Raw genomic sequence first — 21,786 nt, forward strand, 5'->3', positions numbered from 1 at the left:
GGTGATCGCCGCCGTCGTCGTCGTCTTCCCGTGGTCGACGTGCCCGATCGTCCCAATGTTCACATGCGGCTTCGTCCGCTCAAACTTCTGCTTCGCCACAGCTTCTTGTAACCTCCGCGTACGAGGCGGCCCGCATCAGGCGCGCGACTTGACGGGCTGAGCACCCCCGCTCCCCGCTACCGCCTTACCCGATCCAGGCCGACTTGCCGATGCTCACACGTCACACACCTGAGATCCGACGCGCACCCGCTGAGCGATGCGGGCCCCTGAATGGGGAAAAGGCCCATCACGCATGACGGGCCGGGTGGGGAGGGAGGGATTCGAACCCCCGAAGCATTACGCACCTGGTTTACAGCCAGGCCCCTTTGGCCGCTCGGGAACCTCCCCATATGGAGCCGACGGTGGGACTCGAACCCGCAACCGGCTGTTTACAAAACAGCTGCTCTGCCAATTGAGCTACGTCGGCTTGAGCGGTCTCGGTGCGGCGCTCGGTCGGGCCAACCGAGTAACGAAGTATAGTGATTGACGTGGTCTCTGTCAAACTTCTCACAAGCTCGGCCGGCCGCACGAGGCCAGCCACGACCAGCCCGCCGACGATTGACGCCGCCGCCCCGCGGTGCCATACTGTGGCACAAATAAGTATAGCGCGCCGGTGACCGGGAGGAGTAGGCCGCGCGCTCGCCGCCAGGGAGACGGGGTCATCGACTGCAAGCCCCGTTCGGTGGAGAGTGGCCGAAGTCGCCCGCGAGGCCGGCGGTCGAAGCGGTGGAGCCCCCACCGTCAGTAGGCCGCCGCGGGTACGCCCGTTATCGCGTCAGAGCGCGGCTGCATCAATGAGGTGCAGCCGAAGCAAGGTGGTACCGCGGCTGAGCCGTCCTTGACGTCGAGGACGGCGCTTTTGTTTTGGTGACGATCGAGCGTCCGGTCCGCGCCCGCCACGGCGTGCCGGGTGCCCAGTGCGAGTTCAGCGCCGAACGCGCGGAGGTGAGATCGATGGCCCGAGCAACGCAGCGCGGCGAGCTGGCAAAGGCCTATGCTCCCCAGGAGGTCGAAGCCCACTGGTACGACTGGTGGGACGACCGCGGCTACTTCACGCCCCGCATCGAGCCAGGGCGCAAGCCGTTCGTGATCATCATGCCGCCGCCTAACGTCACCGGCGAGCTGCACATGGGCCATGCCCTCTTCGTCACGGTCGAGGACATCCTCACCCGCTGGCACCGCATGATGGGCGAGCCGACACTCTGGCTGCCCGGCGCCGACCATGCCGGGATTGCCGGGCAGTGGGTCGTTGAGAAGGAGATCGCCAAGGAGGGCCTCTCGCGCCACGACCTCGGCCGCGAGAAGTTCCTGGAGCGTGTCTGGGACTGGATGGACCGCTACCGGGGTCGCATCCGCGAGCAGTTGCGCATCCTGGGCGCTTCCTGCGACTGGACCCGCTTCCGCTTTACGATGGACCCCGGCCCCTCGCGCGCGGTCCGCACCGCCTTCAAGCACCTCTACGACAAGGGGCTGATCTACCGCGGCGAGCGCATGATCAACTGGTGCCCGCGCTGCATGACCGCGCTCTCTGACCTGGAGGTGAACCACATCGAGGTCCAGTCCCATATCTGGACCATCCGTTACCCGATCGAGGGAACCGATCGCCTCATCGAGGTCGCCACGACCCGGCCCGAGACGATGCTCGGCGACACCGGCGTCGCGGTTCACCCGGACGACGAGCGCTACGCGGGGCTCATCGGCAAGACGGTTCGCCTGCCGCTGATGAACCGGCTGATCCCGATCGTCGCCGACGAGGCGGTCGATCCCGCGTTCGGCAGCGGCGCGGTCAAGGTCACACCGGGTCACGACCCGACCGACTTCGAGATCGGCCGCCGCCACAACCTGCCGGCGATCAACATCTTGAACAAGGACGGCACCCTGAATGAGAACGCGGGCGACTTCGCCGGGCAGACCACCCAGGAGGCGCGGCGCAATGTCGTCGCCCGGCTCCAGGAGGAGGGCTACCTCGTCCGCGTGGAGGAGCACGTCCACTCGGTGGGCCACTGCGACCGCTGCGACACGGTCATCGAGCCGATCATCAGTTTGCAGTGGTGGTTGCGGATGGAGCCGCTGGCGAAGCCGGCCATCCAGGTGGCGCGGGACGAGACGGTGCGCTTCATCCCCGAGCGCTTCAAGGGGATCTACCTCCATTGGATGGAAAACGTCCACGACTGGTGCCTCTCGCGCCAGCTCTGGTGGGGGCACCGCATCCCGGTCTGGTACTGCAACGCCTGCAGCGAGGTGACGGTCACCGCCGAGGAGTCGATCGACCGCTGCGAGCACTGCGGCAGCACCGACATCTACCAGGACCCGGACGTGCTCGATACCTGGTTCAGCTCCGGGCTCTGGCCCTTCAGCACGCTCGGCTGGCCGGATGACACCGAGGACCTGCGCTACTTCTACCCCGGCTCCGTGATGGAGACGGGCTACGACATCATCTTCCTCTGGGTGGCGCGCATGATCTTCCTCGGCCTCGAGTTCATGGGCGAGGTGCCCTTCACCGACGTCTACTTCCACGGCACGGTGCGGGACGAAGCCGGGCAGCGCATGAGCAAGACGAAGGGCAACGTCCTCGACCCGACCGAGATCACTGCGCGCTACGGCAGCGACGCACTGCGCTTCGCGCTGATCACGGCCGGCGCCCCCGGCGCGGACCTGAAGCTGAGCGTGCAGCGCGTTGAGGCGGCCCGGAACTTTGCCAACAAGATCTGGAACGCCACCCGCTACGTCCTGCGTGCCATCGACGGCCAGCAGATCGCCACCGACCCAGACGGCGCCCCGCTCCGGCCGCAGGCCGAGCACCTGGGCCTGGCCGATCGCTGGATGCTCAGCCGCCTGGAAGCCGTCACCGCCGACGTGACCAACCTGCTCCGTGCCTTCCAGCTCGGTGAAGCCGGCCGGCGGCTCTATGAGTTCCTCTGGTCGGAGTACTGCGACTGGTACATCGAGTCGAGCAAGCCGGTCCTCCAGGGCAACGACGCGGCGGCCAAGGCCGCCACTCGCCAGACGCTCGTCTACGTCCTGGAGCGATCGCTGCGGCTGCTGCACCCGATCATGCCGTTCGTGACCGAAGAGCTCTGGCAGCACCTGCCGCATGCCGGGGACAGCATCATGGTCGCCCCCTGGCCGGAGGCGGACACGACGGCGATCGACGAGCAGGCGGTGGCCGAGTACGAGTTCCTGATCGAGGCGGTGCGCAGCATCCGGAACGCCCGCGCCGAGGCCGGGGTCGAGCCGGCCCGCTGGATCTCCGCCATCATCCAGCCCGGCTCTCACCTGGCGACTTTCGAGGAGGGTGACGCCGCATTCCGCTTCCTCGCCCGCATTGCGGCCGACCGGCTCGAGTTCATTCCCGCGGACGCGGAGGCGCCCGAGCAGGTGGTCACCCTGGTGGTCGATGACGCCGTCATCTACCTGCCGCTGGCCGGCATGGTGGACCTCGACGCCGAGCGGCAGCGTCTGCGCGGCGAGATCGAGCAGGTGGAAGAGGAAATCGCGCGTGCCGGGTCGCTGCTGGCCAACGAGAACTTCGTCCAGCGCGCGCCCGCCGAGGTGGTGGACCGCCACCGCCAGCGCCTCACCGACCTGCAGGAGCGGCTGGCCCTCCTCCAGAGCCGGCTGGCCGACCTCGGAGAGTGACCAGCACGCGGAGCCAGGCGCCCGCGTTCGTGACCGACCCGGCCCGGGCGCTGGGCGCCTCCTTCTACGAACGCCCGGTCGTTGACGTCGCTCGCGACCTGCTGGGCTGCCTGCTCGTGTCCCAGCACGACGGCGTCACGACAGCCGGGCTGATCATCGAAACCGAGGCGTACGCCGGACCCGACGACCCGGCCTCCCACGCCGCCTTCCGCCGCAACGGCACGGTAACCGCCATGTGGGGGCCGCCCGGCCGCGCCTACGTCTACCGGGCCTACGGCGTCTACCCGTGCTTCAACGTCGTCACGGGGCCGGAGGGCGAGGCCTCCGCCGTCTTGATCCGCGCCATCGCCCCCGTCACCGGCATCGAACACATGGCCGCTCGCCGGGGCGGCGCCGTCGGTCCGCGACTGGCTAGCGGCCCCGGCCGGTTGGCGGTCGCGCTCGGTATCACGCTCGCCGACAACGGACGGCCGCTCGACGGCCCGCCGCTCTGGATCCAACCCGGCGCCCCGCCCGGCTGCATCGCCGCCGGGCCGCGTATCGGCGTCCGCCGGGGCGACCCGCGCCCCTGGCGCTTCGGCATCGCCGGACACCCGCTCCTCTCCCGGCCGTTCCCGCCGTAACCGTCATGAGCGCCGGCATCATCCCGGCTCCCGCCGCGTTACGGGCGAATCGGACCGAACGAGGGCACGCGCGCTGACCGGGCACACACATGTGGGCGAGCGGTCCAACGCTCGCCCACACGCACCCAATCGATTGGGGCCGCCTGTTGCTCCCAAGTATACCCCCCGGGGCGCTCCGCCGCGTGCCGCTGCTATACTCCGGGCGAGGGAGACCGATGCCGATCCGTTTGCTCGACGAAGACACGATCGGAAAGATCGCCGCCGGGGAGGTCATCGAGCGGCCCGCCTCGGTGGTCAAGGAACTGGTCGAGAATGCCCTCGACGCCGGGGCGCGCAGCGTGCGCGTCGAGATCCAGGCCGGCGGCCGTGAGTTGATCCGCGTGAGCGACGACGGCCACGGCATCCCCGCGGAGGAGCTGCCGCTCGCCATCCAGCGGCACGCGACCTCCAAGGTGACCCGCTTCGACGACCTCGCCCGCCTCACGTCCTATGGCTTCCGCGGGGAGGCGCTGGCCAGCATCGCCGCCGTCGCCGAGTTGCGCATCGTCAGCCGCCCGCCGGACAGCCCGCACGCCGCCGCGCTGGTGAGCCGAAACGGGCGGGTCGAGCCGCCCACGACCGTGCCCGCGGCCCCGGGCACGACCGTGACCGTGCGCGACCTGTTCGCCCACGTCCCGGCCCGGCGCGCCTTCCTGCGCCAGGACCACACCGAGGCGGCCTACGTCCAGCGCGTCGTCGCAGCCTGCGCCCTGGCCGCGCCCGAAGTCCGCTTCGAACTTGTCGTCGACGGCCGCACGGTGCTGGCAACCGACGGCTCCGGAGACCTCGGCAATACGATCGTCGGCGTCTTCGGGCCGGACATCGCCGCCGAGATGGTGCCGATCGTCCCGCCCGCGGACGACGAGCACGACCCGGAGCGTCCCGCGGTCACGGTGAGCGGCTACGTCGGCCTGCCGACCCTCACGCGCGGCAACCGGCAGCACATTATCCTGCTCGTCAACCGTCGCTGGATCGAGAGTCGCTCGCTCACCTTCGCCCTGGAACAGGCGTACCATTCGCTGATCATGGTCGGCCGGTTCCCAGTCGCGGTGCTCCACATCACGGTTGCGCCGGACCGGCTCGACGTCAACGTGCACCCGACCAAGCGCGAGGTGCGCTTCTCCGATGAGCGGCTGGTCTTCGCCGCCATCCAGCGGGCCGTGCGTGGAACCCTCACGCAGCACACCCCGGCGCAGACCATCCCATCGTTCACCACCACGCCTCTGACCGCGCCGGCGGTGCAGCGCCGGATGGCCCTCACGCACCCGAACCGGTTTCGCCCCACACCTCCGCCACCACCCGAAGGCGCACCCGCCGACGACCCGGACCCGGGCATGACCGTGGTGCCCGACCCCGGCTCGGCCGTCCCAGTACTGCGGGTACTCGGCCAGGTCGGAGCCACCTACATCATCGCCGAGGGGCCGGACGGCATGTACCTGATCGACCAGCACGCCGCCCACGAGCGGGTCCTCTTCGAACAACTCTGGCAGCAGTACGAGCGCGCCAAGCCCGATATCCAGACCCTGCTCGAGCCCTTGGTGATCGAACTCACGCCAACGCAACTCGAAACGGCGGAGCGCTGCCGCGAGGAGATGGTCCAGATCGGCTTCCACATCGAGCCGTTCGGTGGGTCCGCGGTGGCGGTACGCGCCGTACCCGCCATCGCCGCTCGTCGCGACCCGCGCGCGGTCCTGCTCGGAATCCTCGATGAAATGGCCGCCGGGGGCCGCGGAACCACTCTGCTCGAATCGTTGACAATCAGCACCGCGTGCCACTCGGCCATCCGCGCCGGGCAGACCCTCTCGCTGGCGGAGATGCGCGAGCTGATTGCCCAGCTCGAACGCTGCACCGCCCCACGGGCCTGCGGCCATGGCCGCCCCACGATGCTCCACCTCAGCCAGGAAGAACTCGAGCGCCAGTTCGAGCGCCGGTAGAGACTACGGCGAATAAGCCGCTCTCTGGCGGGGATATGCCCTGGGATGGGTGGTGTGAGGGTTCCCGCCGCGCGGCCCGTGCCCGGGGCTTAAGCCGCCGGGCTGACAAGGAAAGCCGGCTCAAGCCGGCTGGGGGACGGTGATCCGACCAGGTGATGAGAGGATCCGCGCACGCGGCATGTGTCCGGGGTTCAAGCCGTCGGGCTGACATAGCAATACCCACTGAAGGGACCGGGGACACTGCGTCCGGCAGGGTGCCGGTTTGGCCCCGCCTGCATGTTGCCATCACAGCCCCTTCAGTGGGCTTACCCAATGTCAGCCCGGCGGCTTGAACCCCGGACACAGGCCACGGCGCCGGAACCGCTCCGCCACCTATCCCGGGCACGCGCGACGACGCACCGATCCCCGCGCCGCCCGGCCCAGGCACTGGCGGTGGGATTAGCGCGTGTCACCAGTCAACCGGCCGCCCGCCCGGTGGAGGGACACGTCGCTCCCACTCCCCTACCGGACCCTCCACGAGGGGACCCAAACGTACGGGACGACGCGTGACGCAGGACGCGTGACGCATCACTTCTGATTGGTTGGGTCGGGTTCGTCGCTCAGCTTGATCCAGCCGTGACGGAGGGCGTAGATAACCGCCTGGGTACGATCGTTCACCGCCAGCTTGCGCAGAATCGACGTGATGTGGTTCTTCACCGTCTGGTCGCTGATATTGAGCAGGCGGGCGATCTCCTTGTTGCTGTTGCCCCGGGCTACGCAGTCGAGGATCTCCACCTCGCGCGGTGTCAGCGGAGAGAAGACACCGCTGGAGACCTCGTCGATCTGCGCCAGTTCGCGGAACTGATCGAGCACCCGGGAGGCGACGAACGGGCGTGATAGCACGTTCTCGTTGATGAGGTATTCCCCGCGCGCCACCCGCCGAATCACCGAGACCAGTTCGGCGGGGTCGATGTCCTTCGTGCAGTAGGCCGAGGCGCCGACACGGATCGAGCTGAACAGTTGCTCATCGTCCTCGTGCATCGTCAGCACGACGATGGCTGCCTGTGGGTGCCGTCGCTTCAGCACCCGGCACAGTTCCAGCCCACTCATCCCCGGGAGGTTCAGATCGAGCAGCACGACGTTGGGTGACAGCATATCGGCCGCTCGCATGGCTTCCTGAGCATCCGATGCTTCCCCAACGACCCGAATGTCACGCTCTTCTTCGAGGCTCCATCGAATGCCACGCCGAAAGAGGGGATGATCGTCGACGATCAGGACCTCAATCCGGTTCACGTCGCGCTCTCTCCTTTGGCTTGTAGGTCGGCACCGCACGCGCCTCACCTGCGACCGCGTCCGCCGGCTGCGGTGTGAGCGGGACGACGAGTGTAATCTCTGTCCCCTGCCCGGGTCGACTCGATATCGTGACCCGGCCACCGACGACTGCGGCCCGCTCCTGCATCCCTGCCAGGCCAAATCCGCTCGACGGTGTCGGTGCCACCGCCGATGGACGGAAGCCCTGGCCGTTGTCGCGGACGCGCACGGTCAGCTCCCCGTCACTCGCCCCGATAGTAACCGACACACGGCTCGCACGGGCATGACGATGCACATTCTGCAGGGCCTCCTGGATCACCCGGAAGGCCGTCAACTCCTGCTCAGGGGTCAGCCGGGGTAGTTGCGGCGGGAGTGACAATTCGACCTCCGGCGGGAGGAAGCTTCGATACGTCTCGATGTAGTGCTCCACCGTCGCCACCAGGCCGCGCTGCGACAACATCGTCGGCCGGAGATCGAAGATGAAGCGGCGGATCTCCGTCAGGCCGTCGCGCATCGCCGACTTGATCCGCTCGATCTCCGCCAGTGGCTGGCTCACGTCGGACGATCCAACCGCACGGAAGGTGCGCTCGACAAACTCCAGGCCGATGATGGCGTTGGCCAGCACCTGGGCCGGGCCGTCATGGACCTCCCGCGCCAGCCGCTGTCGCTCTACCTCCTGCGCCCGGATCATCGCCTGCCGGATCGCGAGCTGCTGAGCATCATCTCTCCCAAGCAGCGTCTCATCGGCGCGAAACTGCTGGCGGCTCGATGCCAGCAGGCCCAGAAAGTCGGTGAGTTGGCGGTAGAGAACCGCCGCGCGCATGTACTCCTGGGCGATGACATCCTCGTGTTGGCGCAACTCCGCTGTGCTGGGGGGACGTTGTGTGGACTCGACTCCCAGGCGGCGTTCCAGCTCGCGCTCCTCGATCGCGGCCTGCACCTCCGCCCGCTCCCGCTCCAGGTCCGCTAGAATGGAGCGCAGTTCACCCGCGAGCGATTCCAGACGCGACTCGCACGCGCCGATACCGTCATCCATTGCCTGTTTGATTGCGCTCAGCACATCGGGGAGCCGCCCGGACACTCGTCTCGCCCCCGTCCTTCCAGAACCGAAACTTTCCCCTCAGCGGTACCTCGCGGTGGAAAGGCCAACCTTGATGGGAACACAACTCGCCACTAGCGAAACCAGTATAGCACGAGGCTAGCCGATGACAAGATACCCTCGTACGTACGCCTGTACGGACATCGAGCAAGGAGGTCCGGAATGACGCGGATCGGGTTGGTAACCATCGGACAGGCACCCCGCGAGGACATCGAAGCCGCCATGTTCCCCGGCGGTCCGCCGGTCCCCTGCCATTACGCGGGCGCGCTCGACGGGCTCGATGAGGACGCTATCGCCACTCTCGCCCCACGCGACGGAGAGGTCCCGCTCGTCACCCGCCTCCGCGACGGGCAGGAAGTGGTGGTCGCGAAGGAGAGCGTCCTCCCCCTCCTCGCCCGCGCGGTCGAGCGCGTCGTCGCGACTGGTGCTCGCGTCGTGGTTGTCCTGTGCACTGGCGAGTTCCCCGGTCTGACCGCACCGGTGCCGCTGGTTTTTCCGGACCGCGTGCTGCGCGCGACGGTCGACGCGCTCCTCCCCGACGGCGTCTTGGGCGTCCTCATGCCCCACCCCGGCCAGGGGCCGATGATGAAGCGGAAGTGGGCAGCGCCCGGTCGCTCCTTGCGCTGCGCCGCCGCCTCACCTTACACCGGTGCAGCCGAACTCAGGGCCTGCGCGGAGGAATTGCACGCCGCCGGAGCACAACTGATCGTGATGGACTGCATGGGCTACACCGCCGCGATGAAGCAGGCCGTCACCGCCGCGGGCGTCCCCACTATCCTTGCCAACCGCCTCGTCGGGCGAGTGGTGGAAGAGATCGTGACCGCGTGAGCGCCTGTCAGGGAGCGCCCGGCCCCGGAATGCCGGCCGGCAGGACCGGCTCGACCCATCCCTCGCGGCTGAGCCGGCTCACCCGCTCGATCGTCGTCAGCACCGCGAGACCCGCCGCCGCCGCCAGATCCTCGATCGAGCGCGGGCGCGTCAGCAGCGGGAGGATCACGTCGTCCCCGGGCCCGCTCCCCGGCGTCGCCGTGCGCCGCCAGACCGACGCCGGCCCGGTCCCGGCGTATTCCGCCCGGCGCAGCTCCTCTTGCCAGCGAGCCGCGTTCAAGATGACCTGTTGGGGCACCAGGTCGAGCCGCAGCGGTGCCACCTGGGGACGCACCCCGACCGTGGCAATGAACTCGCCCTGCGCCAGGTCGAACAGCGGGTAGATCAGCATCTCCACCTGGCGCTCGACGAACGGGTCCCAGACGGCTGGGGTGACGAGCGCCCGGGCGATCAGGCTGAGCCCGACGCCACGCTCATCCTTTTCGAGCAGGTCCAACTGCTGCCGGACGTCCGGCGCGAGCCACTCGATGCGCCGCAGCTCGTCAAGCAGGTTCCAGTGACTGGCCCCGGCGCCGCTAATGTGTCCTCGGTTGAAGTAGAGGATGTAGGTGTGCCGGCCGTCGCGGACCTCGAGCGACCCCGTCTTGGCCGAGATCTGGAAGAGTTGGAGGATGTCGACGACGTTGAAGTCGCTCAGGCTACCCCGCACATCGATCCCCGTCCGCTCGCCGGGCCCGCAACCCAGCGGCACCTCGGTGCGCTAGCGTCCGTAGCGTCCCCGGAAGTCGTTCCAGCGCACCCGCACCACGTCCCGCACCATCAGCAGGCTGTCGATCCCGGGCCGCACCTTGCTGCCGTCGACGTGCCGCCAGGTGACCGGCAACTCGGCCACCCGAAGTCCCCGTTTCCGTGCCAGGAACAGCAACTCGACGTCGAACCCGGTTACCAGCGGCCCACGCACCGGTGCCGCGCCGTTCCGGTAGAGCCAGGCGCTGCCGAAGACCTCACGCGCCGCCGCGCCGGAGAATCCCTTGAAGCCGCACTGCGTGTCCTTGATCCCGGGCACGGCCAGGAGCTGGACCAGGTAGTTGTAGAGGCGCCCCATCACGTGCCGGTAAAACGGCTCCCCGATCCGGCGCGCCCCCACCCCCTCACGGGTGCCGATAACGACATCAAACCCGGACTTGATCAACCGGCGCACGTCCGCCACGTACTCGATCGGCGTCGAGAGGTCGGCGTCGGTGAAGACCACGACTTCCCCCCGCGCCGCGCGTACCCCGGCGTGCACCGCGGCCGCTTTCCCCCGGTGGGGTAGGCGCAGGTGGCGCACACGCGGGTCGGCTGCCTCGGCGGCGGCTGCGATGTCCGGCGTCGCGTCCTCGCTGCCGTCGTCGGCCACGATCAACTCCCAGGAGTACGGTTGCGCGGCGAGATACGCGGTCGCTGCCGCCAGCGTCTTGGGGAGCCGGGACGCCTCGTTGTAGGCGGGCACCACCACGCTCACCTCAACGCGCTGCTCGGCGACAGCCGCCGCCTCGGGCCGCGGCTGTGGAGCCTGCCCGTGGTCCTGATCCGCGTACCCGTGATCCATGCGCCTCCGCATTCGTGCCTAACTCGCGACGATTGTACCAATTCCCCGGTCCGCGCCGGGCTCGCGCGCATCCACCGAAAGTCCCGACCACGGCCCCGCACCAGACCCAGCGATGGCTCCCATCCACTGGACGGCCTTGCTACAATAGTCGGGTGCGATCGTTTGTTCGCATTTTCCGGGGTAGGGGTAGGCACGGTATCGGCATGGCGAGCGAGAAGATCGTCGTCCGCGGGGCGCGGGAGCACAACCTCAAGAACGTCGACGTCGAGATCCCGAGAGACCGGCTCGTCGTCATCACCGGCCTCTCCGGCTCCGGCAAGTCGAGCCTCGCCTTCGATACGATCTACGCCGAGGGGCAGCGGCGTTATGTTGAGTCCCTCTCCGCGTACGCCCGGCAGTTCCTCGGCTTGATGGAGAAGCCCGACGTCGATCTCATCGAGGGACTCTCCCCTGCCATCTCGATCGACCAGAAGAGCGCCTCGCGCAACCCGCGCTCGACCGTCGGCACCGTCACCGAGATCTATGACCACCTGCGCCTGCTCTACGCCCGAATCGGTCACCCCCACTGCCCCAACTGTGGCCGGGAGATCACCCAGCAGTCGGTGCAGCAGATGGCCGACACGATCCAGGCCCTGCCCGACGGCACCCGGCTGATGATCCTGGCGCCGCTGGTCAAGGACCGCAAGGGAGAGCACCAGGGCGTGCTCGACGAGGTCCGCCGCGCCGGCTTCGCCCGCGTGCGCGTCAACGGCGAGATCCGCGACGTCGACGACGAGATCAGGCTGGAGCGCTACAAGCAGCACACCATCGAGGTCGTGGTCGACCGCCTCGTCGTCCGCCACGATGACGAGGAGGAGGAACACGCCCTCCGCATTCGCCTGATCGACTCGCTGGAGACGGCGTTGCGCCTCGGCGGCGGCACCGCGATCGCGGACATCGTCGGCGGCGAGGAGATGCTCTTCTCCGAGCGCTTCGCGTGCCCGCACTGCGGCATCAGCTTCGGCGAACTCGAACCGCGCAGCTTCTCCTTCAACAGCCCCCATGGCGCCTGCCCGGACTGCGACGGGCTGGGCGTGCGCATGGAGTTCGACCCGGAACTGATCGTCCCCGATCCGGACCGCTCCCTGGCGGACGGCGCCATCGCGCCCTGGGCCCGCACCGGGCGGGACAGCACCGCCTGGTACGAAGCGCTGCTCGCCGCTCTGGCCGCCAAGCACGGTTTCTCGCTCGACACCCCGTTCCGTGACCTGCCCGAGGCCATACGGCAGATCATCCTATTCGGCGGCAAGCGCGAGCGTGTGCGCGTTGAGTACCGCGCCCGCAGCGGGAGGACCCGCGCCTATGAGGTCGACTACGAAGGGGTGATCCCCCACCTTCGGCGGCGCTACCAGAGCACCTCGTCCGACTACGTGCGCGCCGAGATCGAGCAGTACATGGCCGCGCGTCCCTGCCCAACCTGCGGCGGGGCACGGCTCAAGCCCGAGAGCCGCGCGGTGACCATCGCCGGGCGCTCGATCGTCGACGTCACCCGCCTCTCGATCGTCGACGCCCTCCGCTTCTTCGAGGATCTCGCCGACGAGGATCGACCCGAGCCGCTGCTGACGCCCCGGGAGCGGATCATCGCTCGCCAGATTCTCAAGGAGGTCCGCGAGCGGCTCGGCTTCTTGGTGGACGTCGGGCTCGACTACCTGACGCTCGACCGGGCCGCGGCCACCCTCTCCGGCGGCGAGGCGCAGCGCATCCGCCTGGCGACTCAGATCGGCAGCCGCCTGATGGGCGTGCTGTACATCCTGGACGAGCCGAGCATCGGCCTGCACCATCGCGACAACGCGCGGCTGATCCGCACCCTGTTGACCCTGCGCGACCTGGGCAACACCCTGATCGTCGTCGAGCACGACGAGGAGACGATCCGCACCGCCGACTGGATCATCGACGTCGGGCCCGGCGCGGGCGAGCACGGCGGCCGGATCGTCGCGGCCGGGACGATCGACGACATCGTGGCGAATCCGGAGTCGATCACCGGCCAGTTCCTGAGCGGCGCCCGGCAGATCCCGGTGCCGCGGGAGCGGCGGCCCGGCAACGGGAAGTACCTCCAGATCCGCGGCGCGCGGGAGAACAACCTGAAGAACGTCGATGTCGACATTCCACTCGGCACCTTCATCTGCGTCACGGGCGTCTCCGGCTCCGGTAAGAGCACGCTCATCGTCGACACCCTCTACCGCCGTCTTGCCCAGGTGCTACACCGGGCCAAGGACCGGCCGGGCCGCCACGACGCGATCCTGGGCATCGAGCACCTGGACAAGGTCATCGACATCGACCAGAGCCCGATCGGCCGCACGCCGCGCTCGAATCCGGCGACCTATACCGGCGCCTTCACGCCGATCCGGGAGCTCTTCGCCTCGCTCCCCGAGGCGCGAGCCCGGGGCTACAAGCCCGGCCGCTTCTCCTTCAACGTCAAGGGCGGCCGCTGCGAGGCGTGCCAGGGCGAGGGCATCATCGCCATCGAGATGCAGTTCCTGCCCGATATCTACGTGCCCTGCGAGGTGTGCCACGGCCGCCGTTACAACAAGGAGGCGCTGGAGATCACCTACCGGGGCAAGAGCATCGCCGACGTGCTCGACATGACCGTCGAGGAGGCCCTGGCGTTCTTCGAGAACATCCCGGCCATCCGCAACAAGCTCCAGACGCTCTACGACGTGGGCCTGGGGTACATCCGGCTCGGCCAGCCGGCCACCACCCTCTCCGGCGGCGAGGCCCAGCGCATCAAGCTGAGCGCGGAGCTCAGCCGGCGCGCCACCGGCCGCACCCTCTACATCCTGGACGAGCCGACCACCGGCTTGCACTTCGCCGACATCGAGCGGCTGCTCGGCGTCCTCCAGCGACTGACCGACGCCGGCAACACCGTGCTCGTCATCGAGCACAACCTCGACGTCATCAAGTCGGCCGATTGGATCATCGACCTCGGCCCCGAGGGCGGCGACGGCGGCGGCGAGGTCGTCGCGGCCGGCACCCCTGAGCAGGTCGCGGCCGTCGAGCGGTCCTACACCGGCCAGGCCCTCCGCACCGTGCTCCCCGAGCTGGCCACCGCGGCGGACTAAGCAGCGCGGCGCGCGTCGCCGCGCTTCCGCTTGCCTGCGCGCACGTGCGCGGCAGGAAACGCACCCTTGCGTGCGCCCACGGCTTGCTGCGCGCGAATCCTCACCTCTTGACGCTCTACTAGCTTGTACATGATAATCCGCGCAACCCATTCTTTGCCTGGAGCGCTATCAGCTTGCGCTACCACTCTTGCCCCACCGACGTGGTTGGGATACGCCGACACGTGAAGGAGGAGTCTCGGTGGACGCGCATGAGCCCTTCCATCTCCACCCCCTCGGCGGTAGGAAGACCACGCGCCGCACGTTCGTCGTGCGGGCAGCCCTGGCTCTCACCGGCGCCGCGTCGTTGCCGCTTCTTGCCGCCTGCGGGGGTGGCAGCTCCGAGGAGAACCCGGCTACCGAGCCGGCTGGCGACCAGACGGGCGGCTCGACTCAGGCAAGCCCCGGAACCGGGTCGTCCGGATCGGGCGCACAGGGTGAGCCCGTCCGTGGCGGAACGTTGATCACGCTCGGTCATACCGACGTTCCCGGGCTTAGCCCGGAGGACGCCGGCCCTACCGTTGAGTGGTCGCTCGTCACCCAGATCCACAACGGGTTGCTTGAGATCGACGAGAACTACGAGCTCGAATCGGTCCTGGCCGAGCGGCATGAGGTGGCCGAGGACGGGCTGACGTACACCTTCACCCTCCGCCAGGGTGTGAAGTTCCACGATGGCGAGGAGTTCAACGCGGACGACGTCGTCTACTCCTACGAGTGGTACCGCAACCCGGAGAACGCGTCGATCGAGCAGCAATCGTTCGCGGGCGTGGAATCGGTTGAGGCTACCGATCCCTACACCGTTGTGGTGCGAATGAGCGAGCCAAACGCCGCCTTCCTGATCCGTGGGGCGACGGCATTCATCATCCCGGAGCACTACCACAGCCAGGTGGGGCAGGACCAGTACCGCACCGCGCCGATCGGCACCGGGGCGTTCAAGCTCAAGGAGTGGCGCGCGGCGGAGTACACGCTGCTTGAGGCGTTCGACGACCACTTCCGCGGGCGCCCCTACCTCGACGAGTACCGGCTCAACGTGGTACCCGAGCCGTCCGTGCGCGCGATCGCGCTCGAAACAGGCGAGGCACATTCCTCGGTCTGGCAGCTCGCCGTCGAGGATAACCAGCGGCTCGAAGCGACCGGCGAGTTCACGGTCTTCAAGGCGCCCAGCGTGAGCGTCAACCACTTCCCGCTCAACCACAATCTCCCGCAGCTCGCCGAGAAAGAGGTCCGCCAGGCCATGATGTACGCCATCGACCGTCAGGCGGTCATCGACGATGTCTTCAACGGCGAGGCCGTGATAGCGACATCCAATATCGCGCCGGTGCTCGAGTCCTGGTACAACCCGAACGTCAAAGAGTATCCCTACGACCCCGACGAGGCACGGCGGATCCTCGATGAGGCCGGCTGGACGGTCGGCAGCGACGGGATCCGTGAGAAGAACGGCGTCAAGCTGTCGTTCACCTGCGGGGTGATCACCGGCGACCAGGCGCGACGACCGGAGGCCGAACTGGTCCAGCAGTACCTCCGGGAGGTCGGCATCGACATGCAGGTCCGGGAGGTACCCGACGCCAGTGGCGGCATGCGTCAGGGCGACCTCGACGCGGCGGTCTTCAACTGGACCTACGGCGGCTCCGGCGGCGAGCCCGACCCGTCCGATACGCTCCGGTCGGATGGGTTCAACAACTTCTCCCACTACCGGAGCGAGCGCATGGATGAGTTGATCGACCAGGGGCTGCGGGAGGTTGACCCGGAGAAGCGGCGCGAGATCTACAACGAGATCCAGGCGCTCGTCGCCGAGGATGTGCCCTTCCTCTACATGATGTACTGGCAGTGGTACACGCTGTACAGCAAGCAGGTCAAGGGCTTGCCAGAGTCCGCCTTGAGTCCGACCCAGACGTATCGAAAGGCCTACCAATTCTGGCTCGATCCGAACGCGTAGCCTCCGGCACAGGGGTGACGCGGCGGAGCGCGCATCCGGCGGCGCAACGAACACGGATGCGCGCTCCCACCGACAACGCCTCCGGCCGGCTCCCAGAGAAGGGCCACCGGATGCCGGCCGGCATGGCATCGGACGTCACGGGCCGACCATGTTCGGCACCGTTCCACGGGATCAACGAGGGCGAGGCTGCCCCATGCTGAGATATGTCGTGGTCCGCCTTGCGCAGGGGCTGGTCGCGATCTTCCTGGTGAGCATCGTCACCTTCAGCCTCATGCACCTTGCTCCTGGCGACCCGGTGAGTCTCTTCGTCGGTGAAGCTCAGGTCACCCAGGAGCAGGTCGACATGCTGCGCCACAAGTGGGGGCTGGACCAGCCGGTCTACCGGCAATACCTCCGGTGGCTGGGCAACCTGCTACGGGGTGACTTCGGGCAATCGCTCATCATCCGGCCCGGCGCGTCGGTCGCGAACATCATCAAGGAAGCAGCGCCGCTGACGATCAAGCTCAACCTGCTCGCGCTCTTCTTCTCCGTCGCCCTGGCCCTTCCGGCCGGAATCATCGCCGGGATCAAACGCAACTCGCTCTTCGACTACGTCAGTGTCGTGGGATCGACCCTGGGAGTTGCCCTCCCGAACTTCTGGGTCGCGCTCGTCTCGATCATCGTCTTCGGCAGTATGCTCGGCTGGCTGCCCACCTACGGTTTGAGCTCGTGGACCGGCTACATCCTGCCCGTGGCCGTCCTGGCCCTCGACCACACCGCGGTCTTGACCCGGCTCATGCGGGGCGCGACTCAGGAAGTGCTTGGTCAGGAGTACGTCACCACCGCGCGGGCCAAGGGCCTCGGCCAAGCCGCTCTCCTCTCCCGCCACGTCGTTCGCAATGCCTTACTGCCGATCGTCACGGTGATCGGCTACCGGATCGCGTTCCTCCTGAGCGGCACGATCGTGATCGAGACGGTCTTCGCCTTGCCCGGCCTCGGCCGCGTCTTCATCAACTCGGTCTACCGGTTCGACTACCAGGTCGTCCAGGCCGTCGTGCTGCTCCTGGCGATCGTCGTCGTGCTGGGCAACCTCCTGACGGACCTCGTGTACACCTACGTCGACCCACGCATCCGCATCCGCTAATGCGGAGATCACGCGACAGGAAACGAGTATGCAGTCGACCCACGAGCAGTCAGCAGCCGCAGCCGCCGCACTGTCGGCCAATGCTCGCCCACAGCGCTCCGAGCTCTCACGGATCTGGCGCCGCTTCCGGCGCCACCGCCTGGGCCTGGCAGGGTTGACCTTCATCGGCCTGCTGGTCGTCACGGCCCTGCTCGCCGATGTACTCGCGCCCTACTCGCCCATCCAGTCCGTGAGCGGTATGCGCGGCGTCGGCCCCTCCTGGTCACACCCCCTCGGCTTCGACCACATCGGCCGGGACATCCTCAGCCGCATCATCTTCGGCACCCGCATCGCCCTCATCGTGGGGCTCGGCGCCACGGGGATTGCGGTCACCATCGGCGTTCTTGTCGGCGCCACCGCGGGCTACTTCGGCGGCTGGGTCGACAACCTCCTCTCCCGCGCGGTGGACACGCTGATGGCGTTCCCCACGCTCGTGCTGCTGATCGCCCTCACCGCCGTCGTCGGCCCGAGCCTTCGAACCGTGGTCATCGTCATCGGCGCCACGGTGTGGGCGCAGTACGCCCGTGTCGTCCGCGCCGACACTCTGAGCCTGCGTGAGCGCGACTTTACCCTGGCCGCCCGCGTGGCCGGAGCTACCAATACACGGATCATCCTCCGGCACCTCGTGCCGAACGTGCTCGGCCCGGTGATCGTCCTCGCCAGCCTCGCGGTGGGAGGGATCATCATCTACGAGTCGACGCTGTCGTTCCTCGGCCTCGGCATCCAGCCTCCGGAGCCATCCTGGGGCGGCATGCTGGCCGACGGCCGCGCCTACATCGTGCACTACCCCCACATCGCCATCGCGCCCGGCGCGATGATCACCCTGACCGTGCTCGCCTTCAACCTGCTCGGTGACGGCCTGCGCGACGCGCTCGACCCGCGCACCCGCGACTGATTGCCAGGAAGGGAATGAGGGAGGTTCGCAGTGACAGATCATCAGCCGTTGCGGCTTGCCCTGACCGGCGACAGCATCATCACGCGCCGGTTCGCCGCCCCGCCCGGCAGCCCGTTCGACCAGCTTCGGCAGCTTATCCGTGAGGCCGACGTCGCCTTCACCAACCTGGAAGTGGTGCCCAACGACTTTCAGGGCTACCCGGCATGGGAGAGCGGTGGCTCGCATCTGGGTGCGCCATCCTGGGTCATCGACGAACTGGTCGACATGGGTTTCGACCTCTTCGCGACGGCGACGAACCACTCGCTCAACTACAGCATCGCCGGGTTGCTCGCCCTTATCGACATCCTGGAACGTAAGGGTGTCGCCTACGCCGGGATCGGTCGGAACCTCGCCGAAGCGCGTATGCCTGTGTATCTCGACTCCCCGCGGGGCAGCGTCGCGATGCTCTCCTGTGCCTCCACCTTCGCCGCGGGGCAAGAAGCGTCCGAGCAACGCCCCGACATGCTTGGTCGACCCGGGCTCAACCCCCTCCGCTACGAGACGATCTACGACGTGCTCCCGGAACAGCTCGAGACACTGCGGCAGATCGCGGAGGAACTCGGCCTCGAGCGGCAGCGGCTGGAGCGGATCCAGCTCGGCTTCGGCTTCCCGCCGGACTCGCCCGACATCTTCCCCTTCCTCGATGCCAACTTCCGCGCGGCCGACCGCGTCGCGGTGCACACCACGCCGAAGGCCAAGGACCTCGATGCCATCGCGACCTGGGTCCGCGAGGCCCGGGCACGCGCCGACGTCGTCCTCGTCAGCCTCCACGCGCACGAGCAGGGCAGCGACCGCGAGGAACCTGCCGCCTTCATCCGCACCTTCGCCCACCGCATGATCGACGAAGGCGCGGATGTGGTCGTGGGCCACGGCCCGCACTTGCTGCGCGGCATGGAGTGTTATCGGGGCAAGCCGATCTTCTACAGCCTCGGCAACTTCTTCGGCCAGAACGAGCTTACCCTCAAGATCCCGTCCGACTCGTACGAACGCTTCCGCATCGACCCGAGCCGGACTCCCAGCGAGATGTATCGCATCCGCCACGACAACGACCGCAAGGGCTTCCCCGCAGACGCTCGCTACTGGGAGACGGTCGTACCCATCTGCCACCTAGCGGAGGGGAGTGTCACCGCGATCGAAATCGTCCCCGTCTCGCTGGGGCACGGTGAGCCGAGTCACCGCCGAGGACGGCCGCGACTCGCGAGCGGCGCGCACGCGGAAGCCATCCTGAAGCGCTTCGCCGCCCTGTCGGCGCCGTACGGCACTCGGATCGAGCTCGACGGCGAACGGGGTTTCGTCCGGCTCGACTAGCCCGGGGGTGGCAAGACGCTCTACCGCTGAACGTCACAGGCCGCCCGGGCCGATGAGTGGTCAACCAGCTCGCACAACGCGCGACGCGGGGCGCGCAGCCAGGTCAGGCTGCTGCCTCGTGTCGCGTTGTGCCACGGTTTGTCACTTGCTATAGTTGAAGCGCACGGCGTCTCCCGAACCTTGTCCAACCGCACGAACAGAGGCGCACCTTGGATGACCAACAGGTAGCTCAGCACACCAACGGGAACCACCTGAACGGGCACCACCCGGTCCTGGTCCTGAACCACAATTACGAACCGCTCAACGTCTGCAACCTGCGCCGCGCGATCGTCCTCGTCCTCAGCGGCAAGGCCGAGATACTCGAGGCGTACGATGTCACGGTGTCGTCAGCGCGCCAGCGATTCGACGCGCCCTCGGTGATCCGCCTTGCCTACCTGATCCGCAGGCCGCGCCCGCGCGTCAAGCTCTGCCGGCGCGAGATCTTCATCCGCGACGACTACACCTGCCAGTACTGCGGCACGCGGACCCACGACCTCACCATCGACCACGTCGTGCCGCGATCCCGCGGTGGCGGCCATACCTGGTCCAACCTTGTCAGCGCCTGCCGCGCCTGCAACCACCGCAAGGGCGGGAAGACGCTGGCCGAGGCGCGCCTGACGCTGCGCCGCGAGCCGTTCGAGCCGCGCCCGGGTCGCTACTACACCATCCAGCGGGCGCTCAACTCCCGCGTCAATCCCGACTGGTTGCCGTTCATCCCCGGCTACGAGCCGTTGAAAAGTGCCAGCAGTAGTGGCTGAGCGGGGCGAGCACATGTTGCCGTCGCCCGCTCCGGCCCTACGTGCGTAGGGCCGTTCGTTTGTCAGCCGACCGCTGTGATGGAGGGACGACCATGATTGACCTGCGGTTGATCCGTGAGCAGCCGGATCTCGTGCGCGAGGCGCTCGCCAAGCTCAATACCGAGGCGCCCATCGACGAGATCCTTGAGCTGGACGAGCGTCGCCGGGCGCTCCTGGCTGAGGTCGAGGAGCTGAAGGCCCGCCGCAACGCCGGGTCGAAGGAGATCAGCCGGCTCGCTCCGGGACCGGAGCGTGACGCCCGCATCGCCGAGATGCGCAGCCTCGGCGACAAGATCCAGGAGCTCGACGCGCAGGTCGACCAGACCGACGCCGCGCTCCGCGACCTCCTGCTCCAGGTGCCGAACCTGCCCGATCCCGACGTGCCGGTCGGGCCGGACGAATCCGCCAACGTGATCGTCCGCCACTGGGGCGAGCCGCGCGATTTCCCCTACCCCGTCCGCCCGCATTGGGAGATCGGCGAGGAACTGGGCCTGATCGACTTCGAGCGCGGGGTGAAGGTATCGGGCTCACGGTTCTACTTCTTCCGCGGGGACATGGCACGCCTCCAGCGGGCGCTCGCGACCTGGATGATCGACCTGCACGTCCGCGAGCACGGCTACACCGAACTCTACGCCCCGGCTCTCGTCCGCCCCGACGCCCTGATCGGCACCGGCAACCTGCCCAAGTTCGGTGACGCCCTCTACCACGACGACGAGTCCGACCTGTGGCTGATCCCGACCGCCGAGGTGCCGGTGACGAACCTGTACGCCGACGAGATCCTCGATGCCGACGTGCTCCCGATCTACCACGTCGCCCAGACACCCTGCTTCCGCCGCGAGCAACTCTCGGCTGGGCGCGACGTGCGCGGGATCAAGCGCGTGCACCAGTTCGAGAAGGTCGAGATGGTCAAGTTCGTCACCCCAGAGACGTCGGACGACGAGCTGAACTCGCTGGTTGCCAACGCGGAGGAGGTTCTTCAGCGGCTGAACATCCCCTACCGCGTCGTCCAGATGTGCACCGGCGACCTCTCGTTCACCGCCGCCAAGAAGTTCGACCTGGAAGCCTGGGCGCCGGGCAGCCAGGACTGGCTGGAGGTGTCGTCCTGCTCGAACTTCCGGGACTTCCAGGCGCGCCGGGCGAACATCCGCTACCGGCCGGCAGACGGCGCACGGCCCCAGTTCGTCCACACCCTGAACGGCTCGGGCCTTGCCCTCCCGCGCACCCTGATCGCCATCATGGAGAACTACCAGCGCGAGGACGGCACGATCGAGATCCCGGAGGTCCTCCGCCCCTACATGGGTGGCCAGGAAGTCATCGGCCGCCCGCCCGGGGTGTGGGGCGGGGGGGGGGGCCGGGGTCTTTTTAACAAAAACCCCCCCCCCCCCCGCGCCCTT

The 21,786-nt window shown here is 68.0% G+C and carries 16 protein-coding genes and 2 tRNA genes; 11 read left to right on the forward strand and 7 right to left on the reverse strand.

The genetic code is table 11. The annotated features are described in order from the left end of the window. The 3 genes from IRZ30_RS07115 to IRZ30_RS07125 form a co-directional block, all read right to left on the reverse strand. A partial coding sequence (locus tag IRZ30_RS07115; RefSeq protein WP_294083834.1) for a GTP-binding protein occupies window positions 1-99 on the reverse strand: 99 nt, incomplete at its 3' end. 206 nt (window positions 100-305) lie between these two features. Further along, a tRNA-Tyr gene (locus IRZ30_RS07120) sits at window positions 306-387 on the reverse strand. Window positions 388-390: 3 nt separating this feature from the next. Then, window positions 391-466: transfer RNA gene (locus tag IRZ30_RS07125), tRNA-Thr, on the reverse strand. A gap of 527 nt (window positions 467-993) precedes the next feature. Here IRZ30_RS07125 and IRZ30_RS07130 point away from each other — a divergent pair. The 3 genes from IRZ30_RS07130 to mutL all read left to right on the forward strand — a co-directional run bounded on the left by IRZ30_RS07130 (window position 994) and on the right by mutL (window position 6,274). Then, the gene (locus IRZ30_RS07130) at window positions 994-3,678 is read left to right on the forward strand and encodes a valine--tRNA ligase (protein ID WP_294084201.1); all 2,685 of its coding nucleotides are present in this window, start codon (window positions 994-996) and stop codon (window positions 3,676-3,678) included. Continuing rightward, window positions 3,675-4,301, forward strand: a complete 627-nt coding sequence (locus IRZ30_RS07135; RefSeq protein ID WP_294084202.1) for a DNA-3-methyladenine glycosylase — start codon at window positions 3,675-3,677, stop codon at window positions 4,299-4,301. Before IRZ30_RS07130 ends, IRZ30_RS07135 begins: the two co-directional genes overlap by 4 nt. Window positions 4,302-4,516: 215 nt before the next feature. Further along, window positions 4,517-6,274 carry a DNA mismatch repair endonuclease MutL gene (gene mutL, locus IRZ30_RS07140; protein WP_294084203.1) on the forward strand — a complete coding sequence of 586 codons (1,758 nt, stop codon included), beginning with the start codon at window positions 4,517-4,519 and terminating at the stop codon, window positions 6,272-6,274. 567 nt (window positions 6,275-6,841) lie between these two features. On the opposite strand, the gene IRZ30_RS07145 is transcribed toward mutL, so the two are convergent. Both IRZ30_RS07145 and IRZ30_RS07150 read right to left on the reverse strand, forming a co-directional pair. After that, window positions 6,842-7,546: a response regulator transcription factor gene (locus IRZ30_RS07145; RefSeq protein WP_294084204.1), complete on the reverse strand. Its 705-nt coding sequence runs from the start codon at window positions 7,544-7,546 to the stop codon at window positions 6,842-6,844. Beyond that, window positions 7,533-8,645, reverse strand: coding sequence for a sensor histidine kinase (locus IRZ30_RS07150; protein ID WP_294084205.1), 1,113 nt, complete (start codon window positions 8,643-8,645; stop codon window positions 7,533-7,535). The genes IRZ30_RS07145 and IRZ30_RS07150 overlap by 14 nt, the downstream gene beginning before the upstream one ends. A 180-nt stretch (window positions 8,646-8,825) precedes the next feature. Here IRZ30_RS07150 and IRZ30_RS07155 point away from each other — a divergent pair, with 180 nt between their 5' ends. Further along, window positions 8,826-9,491, forward strand: a complete 666-nt coding sequence (locus tag IRZ30_RS07155; protein WP_294084206.1) for an AroM family protein — start codon at window positions 8,826-8,828, stop codon at window positions 9,489-9,491. 7 nt (window positions 9,492-9,498) lie between these two features. On the opposite strand, the gene IRZ30_RS07160 is transcribed toward IRZ30_RS07155, so the two are convergent. Both IRZ30_RS07160 and IRZ30_RS07165 read right to left on the reverse strand, forming a co-directional pair. Further along, window positions 9,499-10,200, reverse strand: a complete 702-nt coding sequence (locus tag IRZ30_RS07160) for a DUF4388 domain-containing protein (RefSeq protein WP_294084207.1) — start codon at window positions 10,198-10,200, stop codon at window positions 9,499-9,501. A gap of 51 nt (window positions 10,201-10,251) precedes the next feature. After that, on the reverse strand, window positions 10,252-11,082 hold the full coding sequence (locus IRZ30_RS07165; RefSeq protein ID WP_294084208.1) for a dolichyl-phosphate beta-glucosyltransferase: 831 nt from the start codon (window positions 11,080-11,082) through the stop codon (window positions 10,252-10,254). Between the two features lie 203 nt (window positions 11,083-11,285). Here IRZ30_RS07165 and uvrA point away from each other — a divergent pair, with 203 nt between their 5' ends. The 7 genes from uvrA to serS all read left to right on the forward strand — a co-directional run. Further along, window positions 11,286-14,180, forward strand: coding sequence for an excinuclease ABC subunit UvrA (gene uvrA, locus IRZ30_RS07170; protein WP_294084209.1), 2,895 nt, complete (start codon window positions 11,286-11,288; stop codon window positions 14,178-14,180). 238 nt (window positions 14,181-14,418) lie between these two features. Continuing rightward, the gene (locus IRZ30_RS07175; protein WP_294084210.1) at window positions 14,419-16,152 is read left to right on the forward strand and encodes an ABC transporter substrate-binding protein; all 1,734 of its coding nucleotides are present in this window, start codon (window positions 14,419-14,421) and stop codon (window positions 16,150-16,152) included. 193 nt (window positions 16,153-16,345) lie between these two features. Continuing rightward, window positions 16,346-17,275, forward strand: coding sequence for an ABC transporter permease (locus IRZ30_RS07180; protein WP_294084211.1), 930 nt, complete (start codon window positions 16,346-16,348; stop codon window positions 17,273-17,275). A 28-nt stretch (window positions 17,276-17,303) separates the two neighbouring features. Continuing rightward, a complete protein-coding gene (locus IRZ30_RS07185) occupies window positions 17,304-18,209 on the forward strand; it encodes an ABC transporter permease (protein WP_294084212.1) in 906 nt (301 codons plus the stop codon). 30 nt (window positions 18,210-18,239) lie between these two features. Beyond that, complete coding sequence (locus IRZ30_RS07190; RefSeq protein WP_294084213.1) at window positions 18,240-19,556, forward strand: CapA family protein; 1,317 nt, start codon at window positions 18,240-18,242, stop codon at window positions 19,554-19,556. 209 nt (window positions 19,557-19,765) lie between these two features. Continuing rightward, window positions 19,766-20,353, forward strand: a complete 588-nt coding sequence (locus IRZ30_RS07195; protein WP_294084214.1) for an HNH endonuclease — start codon at window positions 19,766-19,768, stop codon at window positions 20,351-20,353. Between the two features lie 92 nt (window positions 20,354-20,445). Further along, the coding region (gene serS, locus IRZ30_RS07200) for a serine--tRNA ligase (RefSeq protein WP_294084215.1) at window positions 20,446-21,786 on the forward strand (1,341 nt) is incomplete at its 3' end.

The organism is Sphaerobacter sp., from assembly GCF_019683595.1.
Taxonomy (GTDB): Bacteria; Chloroflexota; Chloroflexia; order Thermomicrobiales; family Thermomicrobiaceae; genus Sphaerobacter.